Origin of the sequence: Streptomyces sp. 5-10 (genome assembly GCF_014712245.1) — a bacterium.
Lineage (GTDB): Bacteria > Actinomycetota > Actinomycetes > Streptomycetales > Streptomycetaceae > Streptomyces > Streptomyces violaceusniger.
This window is the reverse complement of sequence record NZ_JACVYG010000045.1, coordinates 12,561-32,842: the sequence shown is the minus strand read 5'-3', so window position 1 is coordinate 32,842 and position 20,282 is coordinate 12,561. Positions and strand designations below refer to the sequence as shown.

Annotated in this window: 14 protein-coding genes; 7 read left to right on the top strand and 7 right to left on the bottom strand. The window is 73.3% G+C overall.

Annotated elements, in window-relative coordinates; genetic code table 11:
* Nucleotides 1–104 precede the first annotated feature (104 nt).
* Entirely contained in the window at nucleotides 105–1,223 is a 1,119-nt protein-coding gene (locus IEJ02_RS36025) for an LCP family protein (RefSeq protein WP_191068652.1), read from the bottom strand.
* A gap of 316 nt (nucleotides 1,224–1,539) precedes the next feature.
* Nucleotides 1,540–2,292, bottom strand: a complete 753-nt coding sequence (locus IEJ02_RS36020; RefSeq protein WP_191068651.1) for a TIGR03089 family protein — start codon at nucleotides 2,290–2,292, stop codon at nucleotides 1,540–1,542.
* 128 nt (nucleotides 2,293–2,420) lie between these two features.
* On the opposite strand from IEJ02_RS36020, the gene IEJ02_RS36015 reads away from it, so the two are divergent.
* Together IEJ02_RS36015 and manB are read left to right on the top strand one after the other, a co-directional pair.
* Nucleotides 2,421–4,187 carry a peptidoglycan recognition protein family protein gene (locus IEJ02_RS36015; RefSeq protein WP_191068650.1) on the top strand — a complete coding sequence of 589 codons (1,767 nt, stop codon included), beginning with the start codon at nucleotides 2,421–2,423 and terminating at the stop codon, nucleotides 4,185–4,187.
* A gap of 72 nt (nucleotides 4,188–4,259) precedes the next feature.
* Complete coding sequence (manB, locus tag IEJ02_RS36010) at nucleotides 4,260–5,366, top strand: mannose-1-phosphate guanylyltransferase (protein WP_191068649.1); 1,107 nt, start codon at nucleotides 4,260–4,262, stop codon at nucleotides 5,364–5,366.
* 441 nt (nucleotides 5,367–5,807) lie between these two features.
* On the opposite strand, the gene IEJ02_RS36005 is transcribed toward manB, so the two are convergent.
* From IEJ02_RS36005 to IEJ02_RS35990, 4 genes are all read right to left on the bottom strand, one after another.
* Nucleotides 5,808–6,719: a DNA-3-methyladenine glycosylase family protein gene (locus IEJ02_RS36005; protein WP_191068648.1), complete on the bottom strand. Its 912-nt coding sequence runs from the start codon at nucleotides 6,717–6,719 to the stop codon at nucleotides 5,808–5,810.
* A gap of 250 nt (nucleotides 6,720–6,969) precedes the next feature.
* Nucleotides 6,970–8,343, bottom strand: coding sequence for a coenzyme F420-0:L-glutamate ligase (locus tag IEJ02_RS36000; protein WP_370467177.1), 1,374 nt, complete (start codon nucleotides 8,341–8,343; stop codon nucleotides 6,970–6,972).
* 119 nt (nucleotides 8,344–8,462) lie between these two features.
* On the bottom strand, nucleotides 8,463–9,425 hold the full coding sequence (cofD, locus tag IEJ02_RS35995) for a 2-phospho-L-lactate transferase (RefSeq protein ID WP_191068646.1): 963 nt from the start codon (nucleotides 9,423–9,425) through the stop codon (nucleotides 8,463–8,465).
* 49 nt (nucleotides 9,426–9,474) lie between these two features.
* Nucleotides 9,475–9,996: a cysteine dioxygenase gene (locus IEJ02_RS35990; RefSeq protein WP_191068645.1), complete on the bottom strand. Its 522-nt coding sequence runs from the start codon at nucleotides 9,994–9,996 to the stop codon at nucleotides 9,475–9,477.
* 691 nt (nucleotides 9,997–10,687) lie between these two features.
* Here IEJ02_RS35990 and IEJ02_RS35985 point away from each other — a divergent pair.
* The 3 genes from IEJ02_RS35985 to IEJ02_RS35975 all read left to right on the top strand — a co-directional run bounded on the left by IEJ02_RS35985 (nucleotide 10,688) and on the right by IEJ02_RS35975 (nucleotide 16,890).
* The gene (locus IEJ02_RS35985) at nucleotides 10,688–10,951 is read left to right on the top strand and encodes a WhiB family transcriptional regulator (protein ID WP_004952403.1); all 264 of its coding nucleotides are present in this window, start codon (nucleotides 10,688–10,690) and stop codon (nucleotides 10,949–10,951) included.
* 315 nt (nucleotides 10,952–11,266) lie between these two features.
* On the top strand, nucleotides 11,267–15,316 hold the full coding sequence (locus IEJ02_RS35980; protein WP_191068644.1) for a glycosyltransferase family 2 protein: 4,050 nt from the start codon (nucleotides 11,267–11,269) through the stop codon (nucleotides 15,314–15,316).
* A complete protein-coding gene (locus IEJ02_RS35975) occupies nucleotides 15,313–16,890 on the top strand; it encodes a DUF5719 family protein (protein WP_191068643.1) in 1,578 nt (525 codons plus the stop codon). The genes IEJ02_RS35980 and IEJ02_RS35975 overlap by 4 nt, the downstream gene beginning before the upstream one ends.
* A 230-nt stretch (nucleotides 16,891–17,120) precedes the next feature.
* Here the strand turns inward: IEJ02_RS35975 and IEJ02_RS35970 are convergent, their stop codons facing one another.
* Nucleotides 17,121–17,540 (bottom strand): metallopeptidase family protein, encoded by a 420-nt coding sequence (locus tag IEJ02_RS35970; protein ID WP_137978242.1) that lies wholly within the window; start codon nucleotides 17,538–17,540, stop codon nucleotides 17,121–17,123.
* A gap of 340 nt (nucleotides 17,541–17,880) precedes the next feature.
* Here IEJ02_RS35970 and IEJ02_RS35965 point away from each other — a divergent pair, with 340 nt between their 5' ends.
* Both IEJ02_RS35965 and IEJ02_RS35960 read left to right on the top strand, forming a co-directional pair.
* A complete protein-coding gene (locus tag IEJ02_RS35965; RefSeq protein ID WP_020870815.1) occupies nucleotides 17,881–18,330 on the top strand; it encodes a DUF3499 domain-containing protein in 450 nt (149 codons plus the stop codon).
* Nucleotides 18,331–18,588: 258 nt separating this feature from the next.
* Nucleotides 18,589–20,205, top strand: coding sequence for an L-lactate permease (locus tag IEJ02_RS35960; protein WP_191068642.1), 1,617 nt, complete (start codon nucleotides 18,589–18,591; stop codon nucleotides 20,203–20,205).
* Nucleotides 20,206–20,282 lie beyond the last annotated feature (77 nt).

The window sequence follows — 20,282 nt, the reverse complement described above, 5'->3', positions numbered from 1 at the left end:
AGCGTCAAGCGACGTCGGTGACAAATTCCACTTCCCTACAACTGGGCAATCTGCCCAATCCTTATCTGATCCTTCACGAATCATGGGCCGCCCTTATGGTCCTTTTACTCGCAGATGCCGCGTGCGGCGGTCGTCCCCTGGTACCCGCTGAGGTCGGCGGCCTTGGGGACGCCGCCCGTCGACGCCGTGACGGTGTGGGACACCGGCACCGGCCGATCCAGCCGCAACTGCCGGAACAGGCGGTCGGCATCGGGTTGGACGAGCTCATCGCGGTTCTTGTTGTACGTGTAGGGCTGCCGCGGAATCGTGAGGAAGCGGATCTTGTCCCGGGGGATGTCCCGCACCCCGCGCACCAGAGCGTACAGATCTTTGAGCGAATCCAGGCCCGGATCCGTGGTCAGCGCGGACGTCGCGGCATTGAGCACCGGATACAGCTTCGCGGGATTGAGCAGCACACCATTGCTCTGCACTTTCTTCACAAGCGAGCTCATGAACTCCTGCTGCCGCCCGATGCGCTCCGTGTCGCTGCCGTCGCCGATGCTGTACCGGGCGCGCACATAGCCCAGGGCCTGCTCGCCGTGGAGGACCTGACGGCCCGCGGGCAGCTTCAGATGCGCCTCGGCGTCGTCCACGGGCTCCTTCAGGCACATCTCGACCCCGCCGACCGCGTTCACCAGCCGCTTGAAGCCGCTGAAGTCCACGATCATGTGGTGGTCGACGCGGATGCCGGTCAGCTTCTCCACGGTGCGGATCGAACAGGCCGCGCCACCGGCTTCGAACGCCCAGTTGAACTGGGCGAATCGGGCCTGGACGCGCTTTCCGTCCGGCCCCTCGCAGGCCGGGATGTCCACCATCAGATCGCGCGGGATGGAGACGGCGGTGGCGCCTTTCCCGCCCGCCTGGAGATGCAGCAGGATCGTGGTGTCCGAGCGCTGGGTGCCGGTGTCCTTGCCGTATTTGCCGTTGCCCCTGCCGCCCCGGTTGTCGGAGCCGATCAGCAGGATGTTCTGCGCGTCCCGCACCGCCGACACCGGCCGTTCGGCCTCGTACTTCTTCAGCTCGTGCGCGGTCCGGGTATCGGTGCGGATATTGCCGTCGAGGCGCTCGTAGAACCACCACCCCACCCCGGCCACCGACAGCACCAGCACGGCCACGCCCAGCGCGAGGACGCGCGGCCAGCGGCGCCTGCGTCTCGGCGCAGGCTCAGAGCTGTCGGTCGTCACGTCCGCGTCCTCCCACCCGTCTTCCGCCCGGGGGCGGAGCGGCATCGCATGCCGGATACCGATTAACGGAACAGACATGCGAAGCCCGCACATGGTTGTACGTATCCGTAGATCATCGCGCGGGGTGGGCGGCGCGGCCCGTGGGCTCGGCCCTCGGTCCGCCGGACGGGTCAGGGGAGAGGTGGTCGGGCTTTTGGGGCGGGTCGGGGTGTGGGTGCGGCGGTGGCTGTGGGCGTGGGCGTGGTGGCGGCGTGGCCTCAGGGCGTGGTGGGTGTGGGTGTGGGCGTGGCCTCAGGGTGCGGTGGCGGCCGTGGTTTCAGGGCGTGGTGGCGGTGACGCGCTCGCTCTCCTTGCGCCCGGCCAGCGCCTTCTCGTCCAGCCGGTCCAGATGGCGGCAGAGCACCACCGAACCGCCACTGGCCAGCGGCGCGTACAGCCCGTACGACAGCCCCTCCCAGGTGCCGTACGAAAGACCCGACAGGATCCGCGAACCGGGCCCGAGCCCCCGCCCGGCGGCGTCGGCGCGCGCCCGCTCCACCACCTCGGCGCTCGTCAGCTCCACACCGCCGACGGCCAGCGCGGGCGTGTCCGGGTCCACGGGGGAGTACGGGGCGAAGCGGTCGCCCTGGCTGGGCACCTCCACGGCGTAGTCCGCGAACCCCTCCGGTAGCTGGGGGAAGCGGCCGCCCAGCGGCTGAAGCGACAGCGCCACCCGCTCCCCGGAGCACTCCCGCGCCTCCTTGAGGCTGTCCGGGCCGCTGACGACGAGGTCGGCGGAGGCCGGGTCGCCCCCGATGTCCACGAGGACCCCGACCGAGGAACAGGCCACCAGCCACACGGCGGTCTGCCAGTGGGCGGGGAGCAGCAGTGCGCATCTGTCGCCGGGCGCGGCGGCGAGATCGTCCTGGAGGAGATTGGCGGTCTTCGCCACCCAATTGGCGAAGGTGGCCACGGAGAGTTCGACGCGTTCGCCCGTGGCGTCGTCGTAGAAGGTCACGAGCGGGCGGGAGGGATCCGCGTCGAGCGCGGATCCCAGCAGGTCGGCGGGGGTGCGATCGGTGGCGTTCACGCGCGCAAGACTACGCGCCGAAATTGCGGCGCGGACGGGGTCGGTGGGGTCCGGGTCACCGGACCGTCCGCGACGTGTCCGCTCTTCCGAATGGACAGGTTTGTCCCCTTATGGGGACGATTCCAATCATGCGTGCATACCTGGCATCCTCGATCGGCGTCGCGTGCACCGCCGCCCTCGCCCTTCCCCTCGCCCTGTACCCCGGACCCGCCCACGCCCGGGCCGAGCGGACCGTCGCCGCCGGCTCCACGCAGTCGCTGCCACTGCGCCCGCTGGGCTCGCGGGGCTCGCCCGTAGGTGGCGGGCTGGACCGGGGCGTGGCCGCCGGGCGCGGAGACGCCGCGGTCGAGCGGGGCGTCACCGCGTCGGGCGTGCGGCCGTTCTCGCTCGTCGGCGTCGTCTGGGACCGGCCCGCCGCGGAGCTCCGCGGCCGGGCGCAGGTGCGTACTCGCGCGGTCGGCGGCGCGTGGTCGCCGTGGCGCGAGCTGCTGCCGTACGGGGACGAGGCCCCCGACCCGGACTCGCCCGAACTGCGCGGCGCACGGGCCCACGGCGGCACCGCGCCGCTGTGGGTCGGCCCCTCGGACGCCGTCCAGGCGCGGGTGCGGCCGGAACGGTCGGCGACGGCGGACGCGGACGCGGCTAAGGCGGGCGCGGACGCGGCTAAGGCGGACGTGGACGAGGACGCGGCTAAGGCGGACGTGGGGTCGGCGACGGACGCGGATGCGGGGTCGGCGGATGCGGGCTCGGCGACGGCGGACGCGGGGTCGGCGACGGCGGACGCGGGGGCGGGGGACGCGGGGGCGGGGGATGCGGGGGCGGCGGACACGGGGACGGCTGCCCTGCCGTCCGGGCTGCGGCTGGAGCTGATCGACCCGGGTGAGCCCCCGGCGCGGCCGGGGTCGGAGCGGGCCGCGCTCCGCGCGCTTCCGGAGCATCCGGTGCCGACGGCGGGGGGTGAGGTGTCTGCGGCAGGGGGCGGCGCGCCGGGCGCGAAGCCGACGGCGGTGGGTTCGCCGGGAAGGCCGTCCTGGGGAGCCTCCGAACCGTCGGGGCCGTCCGCCCAACCGGCCTTGCCCCCCGCGCCGTCCGCGAAGCCGACCCCCAGACCCTCCGCGTCGTCCACCGAGCCGCTGCCGTACCCCCACCCCCACACCTCCACCCAGCAGCCCAACCCCACCAGCCCCACCAACCCCACCACCGCGCCGCCCAGCGCGCTCGACGCCGACGCCAACGCCGATGCCAACGCGGATGCCGACGCCGAGGCGGCCAAGGTGGCCGCCGCCCGCTACCGCGCGCCCCGGCCCAGGATCGTCACGCGCGCGGGCTGGGGCGCCGACGAGAAGATCCGCGAAGCGGGCCACGTCTACAGCAAGACCGTGAAGGTCGCCTTCATCCACCACACCGTGACGGGCAACAACTACCGCTGCTCACAGGCGCCCTCCGTTATCCGCAGTATCTACCGCTATCACGTGAAGAGCCTTGGATGGCGTGACTACGGCTACAACTTCACCATCGACAAGTGCGGAATAATCTACGAAGGCCGCTCCGGCGGTGTGACCAAAGCCGTACGCGGGGCCCACACGCTGGGCTTCAACACCAACAGCATGGGCGTCGCCGTCCTCGGCACTTTCACCTCCAAGAAGCCCTCGGCCAAGGCCGTGAAGGCCGTCGCCAAGCTCACCGCGTGGAAACTGGGCCTCTTCAAGCGGAATCCGCGCGGTACGACGCATCTGGTGTCGGGCGGCGGCAACAAGTACAAAAAAGGCGCCAAGGTCAAGCTCCATGTGATCGCAGGTCACCGCGATGGCTTTGCCACCGAGTGCCCCGGCAAGCGTCTCTACATGAAGCTCGGTTCGGTACGGAAGACCGCCGCCCGCCTCCAGGGGCGCTGATCAGGCGCGGTCCGGGGATCTGCATACACTGGCCGCCGACCGGCGAGCCCCAGCAGGAAGCAGAGACGATACGTGACCAATGCGCCAGCAACGCCATCGCCAGAGGCGATCCTCCTGGTCGGCGGCAAGGGAACCCGGTTGCGCCCGATGACGGTGCACACTCCCAAGCCGATGGTCCCGGCGGCCGGCGTTCCGTTTCTGACCCACCAACTCGCCCGCGCCCGCGCCGCCGGGGTCGAGCACATCGTGCTCGCCACGTCCTATCTGGCGGAGGTCTTCGAGCCGTACTTCGGTGACGGCTCCTCGCTCGGCCTGCACCTGGAGTACGTCACGGAGGAGGAACCGCTCGGCACCGGCGGCGCCATCCGCAACGTCGCCTCCCGGCTGCGCTCGGGCCCCGACGACCCGGTGCTCATCTTCAACGGCGACATCCTCACCGGCCTCGACATCCGCGCCCTCGTCGACAACCACCGCACGACGGGCGCCGATGTCTCCCTGCACCTCACCCGGGTCCCGGACCCGCGCGCGTACGGGCTGGTGCCCACGGACGAACGGGGCAGGGTCACCGCCTTCCTGGAGAAGCCGCAGACCCCCGAGGAGATCGTCACCGACCAGATCAACGCGGGCGCGTACGTCTTCAACCGTTCGGTGATCGACACCATCCCCGCCGACCGCCCCGTCTCCGTGGAACGCGAGACCTTCCCCGGTCTGCTCGCGGAGGGCGCTCACCTCCAGGGCATGGTCGACTCCACGTACTGGCTCGACCTGGGCACCCCCCAGGCGTTCGTCCGCGGCTCCGCGGACCTGGTGCTGGGCCGGGCCCCCTCCCCGGCCGTGCCGGGCCGCTGCGGCGACCGCCTCGTCCTGGACAGCGCCTCGGTCGCGGTCGACGCCAAACTGACCGGCGGCACGGTGATCGGCCCCCAGGCCCGCGTGGGCGCGGGCGCGCGCATCGACGGCAGCACGGTGCTTGAGGGCGCCATCGTGGAGGAGGGCGCCCAGGTCCACGACTCCCTCGTCGGCGCCGGCGCCCGCATCGGCGCCCGCACGGTCCTCCAGGGCGCGGTAGTCGGCGACGGCGCATTGGTCGGCCCCGACAACGAGCTACGAGACGGCGTCCGCGTGTGGTGCGGAGCCGACATCCCGGCTGGCGCGGTCCGCTTCTCCTCCGACCAGTAACGGCCCCGCCGCCCCAGCCTCCCCGGCACCCCTCAGCCGCCTACGACGGAATCCCAGCCCTCCGGCGAAACCCCGACCCGCACGGCCGAAAACCCACCCCTCCGGCGTCAGAGGCCCCGCCGAACCCGGCTGCGCAACCAACGCCTCCGGCGTTTGAGGGGCGGCTGGGCCCGGGGTGGAGCCGGGTAGGGGTGGAGTTCCGTCGCTGTGCGACCCAGCCCCTCCGGCGTTTGAGGGACCGCCGGGCCTGGGGCGGGGCCGGGCAGGGGCGGAGCCCCGTTGCTGCGCGACCCAGCCCCTCCGGCGTTTGAGGAGCGGGGTCCGGGGCGGAGCCCCGGCGGGGGCCGAGGGGGCGGAGCCCCATCGTTTCGGGAAGGGGCGGGGTGGGGGCTCACCGCCGGAGGCACCCACGCCCCGCACTCAGCAACGGCACCCCCGCCCCTACATCCCCCGAAAGTCCCGCACCGCCAAGCGAGGCGCCCGCCGAGGCGGCGTACGCCCGGACAACAAAATCAGCCGAGCCGCGCGATACCGCTGCCCCGCATATGGCGCCAAAAGCTCAAGCATCGCCTCATCATCCGCCCCCCGCACCCCCGCAAGCGCATACCCGACAATCCCGGGCAAATGCAGATCGCCAACCGTAACCGCATCCGGCGTCCCATTGCTCCGCTGCAACGTCTCCGCCGCCGTCCAAGGCCCAATACCCGGAATCAACCGCAGCCGAGCCGAGGCAGCGGCAAGGTCCATGGACGCGGCCTCCTCCAGCCGCCGGGCAACCCGGACCGCCCGCAGAATCGTCGAGGAGCGCTTGGCGTCCACGCCCGCCCGATGCCACTCCCACGACGGGATCAGCGCCCAGCCCCGCGGATCGGGCATGACCCGCATCCGCATCCCCTCCGCAGGACCGGGCGCGGGCTCGCCATGGCGCTGGAGCAGCAGCCGCCAGGCGCGGTACGCCTCGATGCCGGTGACCTTCTGCTCAAGGATCGAGGGGATCAGGGACTCGAGGACCAGCCCGGTCCGGATGAGCCGGAGGCCAGGATGGCGCCGGTGCGCCTCGTGAACGAGCCGATGGCGGGGCACGAACGCCGACGGGTCGTCGTCCGCCCCGAGGAGGGCGGGCAGACCGTCCAGCAGCCACTCCGCCCCCGGCCCCCAGGCCCGCCCCTCGATCTCGGCACCCTTGCGCGCGATCCGTAGGGTCCCGGGCCCGGCCGGCGTCCGGCTCGCCCGCCAGAACGCGCCGTCCGCGCCGACCTGGAACGCGGGATCCCCGGGCCCTCGCTGCAGCACGCCGAGGTTACGCGCGAGGTCACAGGGGCCCGGGGGACTCCAGGTACGTCTCACACACACGCGGCCACCCTACGACCCACCGCCGCCCCACCGGGCCGGCACCCACCACACCACCGACCGCGCACCCCGCCCCACGGCGCCCGACACACCCGGCCACCCCCAAGGCGCACCCCAGCAACCACCCCCGCACCCGCGCTCCCACTCCGCACAACGCGCGCCCCCAACCCCCGCGCACGCGACCTCACCGCGCAACCGGTCCGCACAACCCCGGCACCAGACAACCCAGCCCCAAAGCCCCGACCGCACACACCTACCGCACCACCACGAACCCCTCGACCCCCCGCTCCGGCCGTGCCGCCGGCGGCACCGCGGCCTGGCCGACCGCGACCGTGCCCATCGGGTCCCAGTCGTCCGGCAGACCCAGGACCTCGCGCACCACCGGGCGGCAGAACATCGTGGACGACACCCACGCCGAGCCCAGCCCCTCACCCGCCAGCGCGACCAGCAGGTTCTGCACCCCGGCCCCCGCCGCGACCACGAACATCTCGCGCTCCGCCGTGTTCCGCCGCGGGTCGGGATAGGTGTGGGCGCCGTCGGCGACCAGGCACGGGACGACCAGGTACGGCGCCTTGCGCAGCACATCCCCGCGCCGCACCCGCTTGGCGATGCTCTCCTCCGAGAAGCCGTCCCCGCGCAGATCGGCGATCCAGGCGTCCCGCATCGCGTCCAGCAGCCGCGTCCGCGAGTCCTCCGACTCCAGCAGGACGAACCGCCACGGCGTCGTATGGTGCGGCGCCGGTGCGGTGACGGCGGCGGCGACCGCGCGCCGCACCGCCGCGCCGTCCACCGGCTCGTCGGTGAACTCCCGCACCGTACGACGTAGCGTCACCGCCTCCCGTACGGCCTCGGAGGTGCCCAGCCGGAACATGTCGTCCGCGGCCCCGCGCACCAACGCACGCGCGCCCGCATCCTCAGCACCGCCTTGCCCGTCAGCTCCCTCCGCTCCCTCAGCCCCCTCCACGCCCTCCGCGCCCTCAGCCCCCTCCGCTCCCTCAGCCCCGCCCAGCCCCTCGAACGCCACCACCTGCGGAAGCCCCCGCAACACGGCCACCGGCAGCCCCTCGGCCTTGCCCTTGACCAGGTCACCCGCGGCGGCCAACTCGTCAGCGGTGGCGACGATGGTCGCGCTCAGCGCGTTCCCGTACGCATCGACTCCGCCGCGCAGATCGTCCAGCACCCGCACCCCGGCCGCGCCGATGGCGACATCGGTGACCCCGGTCCGCCACGGCCGCCCGAACGTGTCGGTGACGATGACGCCGACCTCCACGCCGAGCACCTCCCGCAGCCCGGCCCGGATCGCCCGCGCCGAGGCGTCGGGGTCCTCGGGGAGCAACAGGACCGTCCCGGAAGGGGTGTTGGAGGCATCGACCCCGGCGGCGGCCATGACCAGGCCGTGGCGGGTCTCGACGATCCGCGTACGGCCGCGCCGCGCCACGACCCGCACCGTCTCGGCGTCTATGGCCGCCTCGCGGTCGGTCGCCTCGACGACGCGCCCCTCCGCCTTGCTGACGATCTTGGAGGTGACCAGCAGCACATCGCCGTGCGCGAGCCCCGGCAGACCACCCGAGGTCGCGGCGTCGGCGATCAGCTTGGCGAGGTCGTCACCGGGCCGCACCTCCGGCATCCCGGGCAGGGCCCACACCTGATACGACGGCAGCTCCCCCGACGATCCCCCCGATGCGCGCCTCGACGCGTTCCCCGGCGATCCCCCCGACGCGTCCCCCGGCCCGCCCCGCACCGCGCTCATCCCCGCACCTCTTCCGCCAGCGCCAGCGCCTCGGCCGCCATCGCCGCCGTGGCCTTCAGGTCCGCCATCATCAGCGGGATCGCCCGGCAGCGGATCCCGGCGGCCTCGACCTCCTCGACCGCGCTCGCGTCGACGGTGTCGACGAGCCAGCCGTCCAGCAGCCCGGAGCCGTAGTGCTTGGCGACGGCGGCGGCGGTGGACTCGACGCCGACGGCGGCGAGCACCTTGTCGGCCATGCCGCGCACGGGCGCGTCGCCCACGATGGGGGACAGGCCCACGACCGGGACCCCGGCGTCGGCGATGGCCTCGCGCACCCCGGGCACGGCGAGGATCGTGCCGACGCTGACCACCGGGTTGGACGGCGGGAAGAGGACGACATCGGCGTCGGCGATGGCCTCCAGGACGCCGGGCGCCGGTTTGGCCTGGTCGGCGCCGACGGGAACGACGGCGTGAGCGGGCACGGAGGCGCGCAGCCGCACCCAGTACTCCTGGAAGTGGACGGCCTTACGGCCTTCACCATCGGGGTCGTCGATCAGGACGTGGGTCTCCACGCGGTCGTCCGTCATGGGCAGCAGCCGCACCCCCGGCTGCCACCGGGCGCACAGCGCCTCGGTGACGGCGCTCAGCGGATAGCCCGCGCTGATCATCTGCGTACGGACTATGTGCGTGGCGAAGTCGCGGTCGCCGAGGCCGAACCACTCGGGCCCCACTCCGTACGCCGCCAGCTCCTCCTTGACGGTGAAGGTCTCGTCGGCCCGGCCCCAGCCCTGCTCCTCGTGGATGCCACCGCCGAGGGTGTACATCACGGTGTCGAGGTCGGGGCAGACCTTGAGGCCGAAGAGGTGGATGTCGTCGCCGGTGTTCCCGATGACGGTGATGTCGGCGTCCGGAGCCGCCGACATCAGACCGCGAAGGAAACGGGCGCCGCCGATACCGCCTGCCAGAACCACAATGCGCATGGAGCACAGTGTTGCAGCAGCCTCGGACATCGGGGGCGTTCGGGGCGGCTCATCCGCCGAGGGCGCCCAGCGCGTCCGCCCCGGCCCCGGCGGGCAACTCGGCGCTCTGGGTGGGGTGCAGCGGCATCTCGGTCAGCCCGGGGAAGTAGATGTGCAGACTGACGGCCGGTTCGAGGGCGTCGTTGACGACGTCGTGCGCATAACCGGGCGCGAAGACGCGCTGTGCGCCGGCGCGCAGAGTGTGCCGCGCGCCGCGCGTCCCCACCCGCTCGGTGAGCTCGCCCTGGAGCAGGGTCAGCACCCCGGAGGACCGGCCGTGGTCATGGGCGCCGCTGCCCTGTCCGGGCACCCAGCTGAGCAGCCACACCTCATAGCCGGGGCCGGTGCGCAGCCGGTGGTACCAGCGGCTGGTGGCGTCGTACTGGACGAGGTGCGCCCAGCCGTCGCGGTCGGCCGCGATGGTGCGGGCCAGGCCCGCGAAGGCGGAGACGGTGGAGGGGTGCGCGGGTACGGGCGGCAGCAGATGCGGGATGGCGAGCGGGTCACCGGCGATCTGGACGTCGCTGTTCATGCGGTGGTGTTCCTCGGCGGGAAGGGCGCGGAGAGAGCGCCGTAAGGACGCGGTGGGGCGGTAGGGGCGCGGTAAGGGCGCGAGGTGCGATCTGACGCGGGGTGCGGTCTCAGTACGAGACGCCGCGTGCGGAACGCGGAGAAAGCTGGAGCTCAGGAGGCATCAACAGCTCGAACAGCGACAGCGAGCCCGCACAGCGCAGCGGAACCCGTGGTCACGGGTCGGCAGGGGCGCGTGGGTCACTGACATGCGACCAAGGAGACCCGGATCGCCGCGCCGCTGTCAACTTCGTCTCACGTTTCAGGTCAAGGTTCACCTCATCCGGTCGCTGTGGAGGCAGAAAGGTTTGTGTGCGCGTTGTACGGGTGACACGGCGCATCAACGCGCACCACTCCCGCACCACCCCGCCCACTCCGCACCATCTCCCGCGTGATGCAACGGGACCGGCGCCGATGGCGTCCTCCTCAGTGAGTGAGAGGAGGGACCCAGGCAACGGATGGGGAAGGTGCCGCGTTTAGGCCGATTTGAACACTTTCCGCGCAGCCTTGGTTCCCCAGAGTGAATAAGAGGCCCAATAGCAGATCTCGGCTTGACTGGCCCGGATCGGCACACTTGTAATTTCACTCGTGTCGTTCTGCCGCTTCACCGACGGCATCAGGCACGGGGACGCAAAGACAGACGAGGGGCGCACATGACCGAGTTGTTCCAGCAACTGCTGGTCGAAGAGGCGGACGAGGAGCTCGGTTGGCAGGAGCGCGCACTGTGCGCCCAGACCGATCCCGAGTCGTTCTTCCCGGAAAAGGGCGGATCCACCCGTGAGGCGAAGAAGGTCTGCCTCGCCTGCGAGGTCCGTTCCGAGTGCCTCGAGTACGCCCTCGCCAACGACGAGCGCTTCGGCATCTGGGGCGGTCTCTCCGAGCGCGAGCGCCGCCGCCTGAAGAAGGCCGCCGTCTGACCCACGGCGTCCAAGGCCCGCCGTCTGACCCACGGCGTCTGACCCACGGCGTCCGAGATCCGCCAGATCCGCCGGACCCCTCTCAGGGCCGCCGGACCCGCCGGACCTGGCAGAACCGCATGACCCGCGCTGACATATCCGCACAGTTCACGGCGGAGTGAGCCACCGCGACCGGTCCGCCCCCGAGCCCATGGCGACGGGAGGCGGACCGGTCGCTTACACAGCCGTTAGTGTGGGGCCCCGTCCGAGACGCTCCAACGCCCTCATGGGGCGCACGCGTCCACCGCAGTCCAGCGAACCGGGGCCCGTACCTCGATGTCCGTGCACAGCCACCCGGCGGCCCAACACCCGGCCGCCACCGCCGCGTTTGCGCCCGCTCACGAACCGGTTCAGACACCGGCCTATCCGCGTCATGTCGTCACCGCCGTACTGGTCGCCCACGACGGCGCCCGCTGGCTGCCCGACGCGCTGTCCGGTCTGCTCGGCCAGGAGCGCCCGGTCCAGAGCGTCATCGCGGCCGACACCGGCAGCGCCGACGACTCCGCCCGGCTGCTCACCGAGACCCTCGGCGAGGAGCGGGTGCTGCACATGGCGCGCCGCAGCGGCTTCGGCACGGCCGTCGCCGAAGCGGTCCGTACGGCCCCGGTGCTGGGCCCCGAGGAGCTCACGTACCTCAAGCGCCCCAGCGGCTGGGACCCCGTCAACCGTGCCTGGCGCGACGACGCCTACGACATGCCGGAGCTGCCGCACGGCGAGCCCGTCCAGTGGCTGTGGCTGCTGCACGACGACTGCGCGCCCGAGCCCGACGCGCTGGCCGAGCTGCTGCGGGTGGTCGACGCCGAGTTCACCGCCAACCGCGAGCCCGCGATCGTCGGACCCAAGCTGCGCGGCTGGTACGACCGCCGGCAGCTGCTCGAGGTCGGCGTCAGCATCGCCCGCAGCGGCCGCCGCTGGACCGGCCTGGAGCGGCGCGAGCAGGACCAGGGCCAGCACGACCAGGTGCGCCCGGTGCTGTCGGTGTCCAGCGCGGGCATGCTGGTGCGCCGCGATGTGTGGGAGCAGCTGGGCGGTTTCGACTCGCGGCTGCCCCTGATGCGCGACGACGTCGACCTGTGCTGGCGCGCCCAGGCGGCCGGGCACCAGGTGCTGGTGGCCCCGGACGCCGTGCTGCGGCACGCGGAGGCGTCCGCGCGCGAGCGGCGGCCCATCGACTGCGTGGGGCGCTCGGTAGCGAACCCCCATCGCGTGGACAAGGCGGGCGCCGTCTACACCCTGCTGGTCAACACCCGGGGCGCGCTGCTGCCCTATGTGATGCTGCGGCTCCTGTTCGGCACGCTGCTGCGCACCCTGGCCTATCTCGTGGGCAAGGTGCCGGGGCAGGCCCTGGACGAGGTCGCCGGTCTCTTCGGCGTGCTGCTGCGGCCGGGGCGGATCCTCGCCGCCCGTAAGCGCAGAGGGCGCCCCGCGACGGAGCCGAGCGAGCTGCGGCCGCTCTTCCCGCCGCCCGGCGCAACCGTAAGGGCGACGGTCGAGCAAGTCGCCAGCAATATTGGCGGCCGTTCCGAGCCCGAGCTGTCCTCCGGGGGGCGGCACGGCGCGGTCGAGTCCGGGCCCGGCGGCGACGACGCCGACTTCCTGGAGATCGAGCAGTTCGCCCGGCTCAAGCGGATCGCGCGCAAGCCCGGCCCGATGCTCTTCCTCGTGCTGCTGGTGGTCTCACTGGTCGCCTGCCGGGATCTGCTGGGCGCCGGCGCGCTCGCGGGTGGCGCCCTGCTGCCCGCGCCCGCCCATGTCTCCGAGCTGTGGTCGAGCTATGTGGACGGCTGGCATCCGGTCGGCACCGGCGGAACGCAGTCCGCGCCGCCGTACCTGGCCGCCCTCGCCTCGCTGGCCACGGTCTTCCTGGGCTCCACGGGCTTCACGCTGACCCTGTTGCTGGTGTGTTCGGTGCCGCTGGCCGGGTTCACCGCGTACTTCGCCTCCCGGCCGCTGGTGGAGTCCCGGCTGCTGCGCGCCTGGGGAAGCGTCGCGTACGCCTTCCTCCCGGCCGCGACCGGGGCGCTCGCGGGCGGGCGGCTCGGCACCGCCGTGCTCGCCGTACTGCTGCCACTGATGGCCCGGGCGGCGGCCGCCGCGACCGGCTTCACCGGCAACGGGACGCGGCTGCCGAGCTGGCGGGCGACGTGGGCGTACGCGCTGCTGCTGACGTTCACCATGGCCTTCACCCCGGTCGTCTGGCCGATGGCGCTCCTCCTGGGCGCCGGTGTGCTCGTGCTGCGCCACCGGCAGAGCGGCACCGAGCAGCTCATGGGGTACGGGCTGCGGTTCCTGAGCCTCGTCGTCACCCCGCTCGTCGTGCTCGCCCCCTGGTCGCTGGAGCTCGTCACCGACCCGGCCCGCTTCCTGAAGGAGGCCGGGCTGGACCGCGGCGCCGACTCCGCCTCCGCCCTGGACCTGCTCGCGCTCAGCCCCGGCGGCCCCAACGGCGGCGGCACGCTGCTGCTGCTCGGCTTCGTCCTGGCCGCGCTCGCCGCACTGATGCGCCGGGAGCGGCAGACGGTGGTGCGCGCCGCGTGGGCCGTGGCGCTCACCGGCTTCCTCTTCGCGGCGCTCACGAGCGGCTCCGGCTGGGCCGGGCCCGCGACCCTCGTCTACGGCCTGGCGCTGCTGACCGCCGCCGTGGTCGGCGCCGAGGACGCGCGGGAGCGGGTGGCGGCGCAGAGCTTCGGCTGGCGCCAGCCGGTGGCGCTGCTGATCGCGGTCGCCACGGTCGCCGCGCCGCTGTACGCCGCCGTCACCTGGATGACGGGCGGCGCGGACGGCCCGGTGGGGCGGCGCGACCCCTCGCAGGTCCCGGCGTTCGTGGCGGCCGAGAGCGCCACCGAGGACCAGGCCCGCACCCTGGTGCTCGGCGGCGACAGCAGCGCCGCCCGCGCCGACTACGCCCTGGTGCGCGGCTCCGGCGCCCGGCTCGGCGACGGCGAACTCGCGGCGGCGGGAGGCTCCGACACCCGGCTCGACGGCGTCGTGGCCAATCTGATCGCGGGCTCCGGCGCCGACCAGACCCGTCAGCTCGGCGGCTACGCGGTGCGCTATGTGTACGTCCAGAAGGGCGCGCCGCCGGAGATGGAGCGGGTGCTGAACGCGACCCCGGGCCTCACCCAGCTCAGCCGGGAGCACGGCGGGGTGCTGTGGCGGGTCGACCAGCGGGTCTCGCGGGTCTCCATCGTCCCGGCCGAGTCCTCGGGCCGCCCGGCGGGCGGGGCGGCGGCCAAGCCGGTGCACGTGGCGTCCGGCCCCGTCGAGGCACACACCACGGTCCCGGACGGCACGGCCGGGCGGGTGCTGCGGATCGCCGACCGGTCCGCGCCCGACTGGCAGGCCACGCTCGACGGCAAGCCGCTGAAGCCGACGACGGTCGACGGCTGGGCGCAGGGCTTCGAACTCCCGGCGAGCGGCGGCCGGTTGGACCTCACCTACGACACGCCCATCACGCACACCGCATGGGTGTGGGCGCAGGGGCTGCTCGCGGTCGTGCTGCTGGTGCTCGCACTGCCGGGCCGCCGCCGGAACGTCGACGACGACCTGCCGGACGCGGAGGGCGCGGCCGCCGCCGTCACCGCCGAGGACCTGGCGGGCGACGGCCGCCGGGCGCGGCGGCTGCGGGCCGCCGCGGAGGCGCAGGCGGCGCAGGCCGCGCAGGACGGGGGCGCCAAGGGGCGGCCGGAGACGGACCCGGCCGCCGCGGACGCGATGGCCGGGCAGCCGGGCGAGATTCCCCCGCCGGGCCGGATTCCCCCGCAGCCGGGTGAGCCGCCGATGCCGGGTGAGCCGCCCATGCCGGGTGAGCCGCCGCTGCGGCCGGCCGCCGAGCCGGCCGCCATGGGCGACCCTTACGGCGACAACGCGATGGCGAACGCCCCTTACGGCGACCAGACGGCCGCCGGTGACCCGTACGCGGCGGTGCCGCACCAGCAGCAGTACGGGCAGCAGTGGGACGCGCAGACGTACGCCGACGCCGGATACGGCCAGTACCCGGCCGGTCAGTACCAGGGCGAGCAGTACGCGGGGGATCAGCACCAGGGCGAGCAGTACCAGGGCGAGGGCTACGCGGGCCAGTACTCCGGCGGCCAGTACCCGGCCGGTGCCTACCAGGGCGGCTATCAGGACACCGGCTACCCGGCCGGCTACCAGGAGGGCCAGTACCCGGCGGACCCGTCGTACGCGGGCGGCCAGTACGCCGACCCTTACGGCTACGACCAGCAGCAGCCCTATGCCGACGGCGGCTACCCCCAGCAGGGCGACACGACGTACGGCGGCGCCGACCCCGAGGACCGCCGCGACGGGAGCGATCAGCAGCGATGAACCGCACCACCCTGTCCCTGATCGGCGCCGCCACGGCGCTGGCCGCCGTCACCGGCGTCGCGGCCCTCACGGGGGGCTCCTCCGACGACGCGGACGCTTCCGCGAAGGCCGCCACCCGGCTGCCCGTGCAGCGCTCGACGCTGCTGTGCCCGACGCCCTCCTCCTCGGATGTGAGCAGCACCACCTACACGGCGTACACGCCCAAGCGGGACGGCGTGGACGCCAAGGACGGCACCGCCGGACTGCTGCCCGCCCAGAACCCCTCTGACGACACGACGGACCCCGGCGGCGACGGCGGTAAGGACGACGGCAAGAACGGTAAGGACGGTAAGGACGGCGGGAAGGGCGGCCAGGCGGCCCCGGGCGGCGACAAGCCCGTGCTGCCCCTGAAGGAGCCCGGCAAGCCCGTCACCACCGAGGAGAGCAGCGCGGACGCGCCCGCGCTCATCGGCACCGCCGACGGCCGCTTCGCGCCCGGCTGGACCGTCCAGCAGACCACCACGATCGACGCGGGCAGCGGGCGCGGCCTCCTGGGCACCGCGTGCACCGCGCCCGACACGGACTTCTGGTTCCCCGGCGTCAGCACCGACCGGAACCGCCAGGACTTCGTCCATCTGACGAACCCGGACGACGCCGCGGCCGAGGTGGACCTGAAGCTCTACGGCCCGAGCGGCAGGCTGAAGCCCTCCACCGACGAAGCGATCACCGTCCCGCCCCGCTCCACGGTCCCGATCCTGCTCTCGACCCTCACCGACCAGCGGGCGGCCGGGGCCTCGCTCCATGTGACGACCCGCACCGGCCGGATCGGGGCAGCCGTGCAGGCCGTGGACCAGAAGGCGGGCAGCGACTGGCTCCCGGCCTCCGCCGTGCCCTCGACGAGCGTCGCGATCCCCGGCATCCCCAAGGACGCCACCTCGGCCCGCCTGATCGTCTTCGCGCCCGGGTCCGACGACGCGGACCTCAAGGTGCGGCTGGCCGGGCCGAACAACGCGATCACCCCGGCCGGACATGAGTCGCTGCACGTCAAGAGCGGGATGACGACCGCGATCGACCTCGGCGACGTGACCAAGGGCGAGCCCGGCTCGCTGCTGCTCACCCCCGAGGGCGGCGAGGGCCCGGCCACACCGGTCGTGGCCGCGCTCCAGGTGACCCGGGGCAAGGGGAGCGACCAGGAGACGGCTTTCATCCCCGCGACCGCCGCGATCGAGCGCAGCGCCACCGCGGCCGACAACCGCTCCAAGGGCTCCACGCTCTCCCTGGTGGCGCCGCGCGCGTCCGCCAAGGTGCGCATCACGGCCTCGGCGGGCGCGGAGGGCGGCAGCCCGGTCAGCAAGACCTACGAGATCAAGGGCGGCACCACCAAGGCCCTGGAGCCACCCCGCCCGGCCTCGGGCAAGGGCCCGTACGCGGTCACGGTCGAGCGGCTCTCCGGCGGCCCGGTGCACGCCTCACGGATGCTGGCGCTGGCGGAGGGCGGCGTGCCGATGTTCACGATCCAGTCGCTGCCGGACGACCGGGGCACGGTCGCGGTGCCGGAGGCGGGCCAGGACCTGTCCCTGCTCAACGACGACTAGGGCGGGGCTGGAGCCCCGGCCGCCCACCGCTCCCGCCCGTAGGGCTCGTCCGCTGGAGGGTGTCCGGCGCGTGACAGTGGCCTCGCCCTCCGGACCTCGGGGTCTGGGGCGGAGCCCCAGTTGTGGGAAGGGGCGGGGAGGGGAGCAGCCCGCCGCAGGCGTACGCGTACCGCCGGACGCCTCCTGCCCCTGCCCGTACGGCGTGCCCGCCGCTCCCACCCGTACTGCGGCTACTCCTGCCCGTACCGCGGGTCCACGGACTCCGGGGCCAGCCCCAGCAGCTCCGCCACCTGCTCGACCACGACCTCATGCACCAGCAGCGCCCGCTCGTCGCGGTTCTTCGCCCGGATCTCGACCGGGCGGCGGTAGATCACGATCCGGTCCGGCGCGTCCCCGCGGGCCGCGATGAAGCGCCCGAGCGGCACGGACTCGCCGTCCCAGCCGTCCGTCCCGCCGTGCCCGTCCGGGCCACCGCCCGACCCCGGGCCGCCCAGCCCCGACGTGGGCACCTCGAGCACCGTGAAGTCGACCCCGGACAGCTGTGGCCAGCGCCTCTCCAGCCGCTCCGCCGAGTCCTGCACAAGATCGACGAAGGACTCCGCGCGGCTGACCGAGAGCGGCACCTGGGGAGGCGCGATGGGGCCGCGCATACCTCGTCCGTGGCGATCGCGACGACGGGGGCGCGGCTCGGACTGATGGGGGTGTACGGGCCTGGTCATCACTCCGAGGGTAGCCGTCGCCGACCCGCCGTCATGCGCTTACCGGACAGCCGTGCCGGATGTCGCCAAATGAGCATTCCAGCCATGCTTGGGTCCAAAAACGGACGTCTCTTGAGCCGCTTCCCCGACCCAGGATGATCTCTCTCGGTTCGAGTGCTGACCGGATTCGTTGTGGGCGGTTCTGGCCGCGTCGAAGGTCCACGCTGGTCAGCCAGTAAGTTCACGTTTCGGGTACACGGTGCGAACCAGGACGACACGGCGGAGTGAGCTGGTGGAGAGTCGTCGCGGCCCGCTCAAGAGTGCGGTACCGTCCAACGTCGTGAGCCCTGTACGTCGCTGTTCGCGCACCGCCTGCGGCCGCCCCGCCGTCGCGACGCTGACGTACGTCTACGCGGATTCGACCGCCGTTCTCGGGCCGCTCGCCACCTACGCCGAGCCGCACTGCTACGACCTCTGCTCGGAGCACTCCGAGCGGCTGACCGCGCCGCGCGGCTGGGAGGTCGTCCGGCTCGCCGTCGACAGCGGTCCGCCCCGGCCCAGCGGTGACGATCTGGAGGCACTGGCCAACGCGGTCCGCGAGGCCGCCCGCCCGCATGAGCGCGCGGCGGGGGCGGCGGCCGGTTCCGGGGGCTCCGGGGGCGGGCACGGCGGCCGGGAGGGCGACCCGCGTGAGGTCGCGCGCCGCGGCCATCTGCGCGTGCTGCGGTCGCCCGAGCCCTGATCGGCTTTCAACGGCCCGCCGCGGGCCTCACCGGCCTTCGCGCGTACCCTGACCCGCTTTCTCCGCGATCTCCCCGCGTTCCGCGATCTCCCCGCGTTCCGCGGCATTCGGCGGCATCGGCGGCGATCCCCGGGATCACTTCCCGACGGAGCATTGACTGTGACTTGGCGCGGACACGACCATGCCTGCACCCCAGGGTCCTCCGTTTCCGCATCACGGATGTGACCTTCCAGGGATGGCCCACGCCGGGAGGCCCGTGTGTTCGTGCAGCAGTTGGACCCCGTCGCCGATTCACTCTCCCTGTCCGCCCTCGTCGCCACCCTCCCCCTCGTCACCGTCCTCGTCCTGCTCGGCGGGGTGCGGATGCGTGCCCACTACGCGGGCCCCATAGGGCTCGTCGTCGCCGCCCTCGTCGCCTGGCTCCCGTACGGCATGCCCGTCGGCCAGACCGTCTCCAGCGCCGCCCAAGGGGCGCTCTTCGGCCTCTTCCCCATCCTGTGGATCGTCGTCAACGCCCTGTGGGTGTACCGGATGACCGTCCGCACCGACCACTTCGACGTGCTGCGCCGCTCCTTCGGCCGGCTCTCGGACGACCCCCGCGTCCAGGCCCTCGTCATCGCCTTCTGCTTCGGTGCGCTCCTGGAGGCGCTCGCCGGGTTCGGCGCACCGGTGGCGATCTGCTCGGTCATGCTCGTGGCGCTCGGCTTCGACCCGGTGCGCGCCGCCGTCGTCGCGCTCGTCGCCAACACCGCGCCGGTCGCCTTCGGCGCCATGGCCACCCCGGTGGTGACGCTCGCTCAGGTCACCGGGCTGCCGCTGGACTCCGTGGCCGCCGTCGTGGGCCGGCAGACCCCGCTGCTCGCCCTCGTGGTGCCGCTGCTGCTGGTCGCGCTCGTCGACGGGCGGCGCGGGCTGCGCGAGACCTGGGCGCCCGCGCTCGCCTGTGGGGTCGCCTTCGCCATCGCCCAGTTCGCCGTCTCCAACTACCTCTCCGTCCAGCTCGCCGACATCGCGGCGGCGCTGCTCGGCGCGGCCGTGCTGGTGGCCGTGCCCGCCGCCCGGCGCCCCGCCGAGGAGCCGGTGCGCGCCGCCGTGCTCACCGGCGTACGCAGCGATGACCTGGACCGCGACGACCCGCGCCGGGAGGTGGTGCGCGCCTACGCCCCGTACGCGCTCATCGTCGCGATCTTCTCCATCGCCCAGATCGGCCCGGTCAAGGACCTCCTGGCCAAGACCACCCGCACCTTCGACTGGCCCTTCCTGGACGTCGCCGACCCCGACGGAAAGGCGGTGGGCGCCAACGTCTTCTCGATGCCGCTGATCGCCACCGGCGGCACCCTGGTGCTGGTGGCCGGGGTGGCCACCGCCGCCGTGCTGAAGGTGACCGCGGGCGACGCCCTGCGGGAGTGGGCGGCCACGGTGCGCGAGCTGCGTCATGCGATCCTTACGGTCACCTCGGTGCTCGCGCTCGCCTATGTCATGAATCTCTCGGGGCAGGCCGCCACCATCGGCCACTTCGTCGCGGCCGCCGGGGCCGGGCTGGCCTTCCTCTCCCCGGTGCTCGGCTGGTTCGGCGTCGCCGTCTCCGGCTCGGACACCTCCGCGAACGCCCTCTTCGGCGCCCTCCAGGTGACCGCCGCCCGCGAGTCCGGGCTCTCCCCGGACCTGCTGGCCGCCGCCAACAGCTCGGGCGGGGTGCTGGGCAAGATGATCTCCCCGCAGAACCTCACCATCGCGTGCGCGGCGGTCGGGCTGAAGGGGCGTGAGGGTGACTTGCTCCGTAAGGTGCTGCCGTGGAGCCTCGCGCTGCTGCTGGTGATGTGCCTGATCGTCGTCGCGCAGTCGTCGTTCCTGCTGGGCTGGATGCTGCCGTGATCCGGCCGGGGACGGTCCGCGGCGGGCCGCCCGGGTTGGCCGACAGCACGCCGCGCGACGGGGCTCACAGTTCCGGC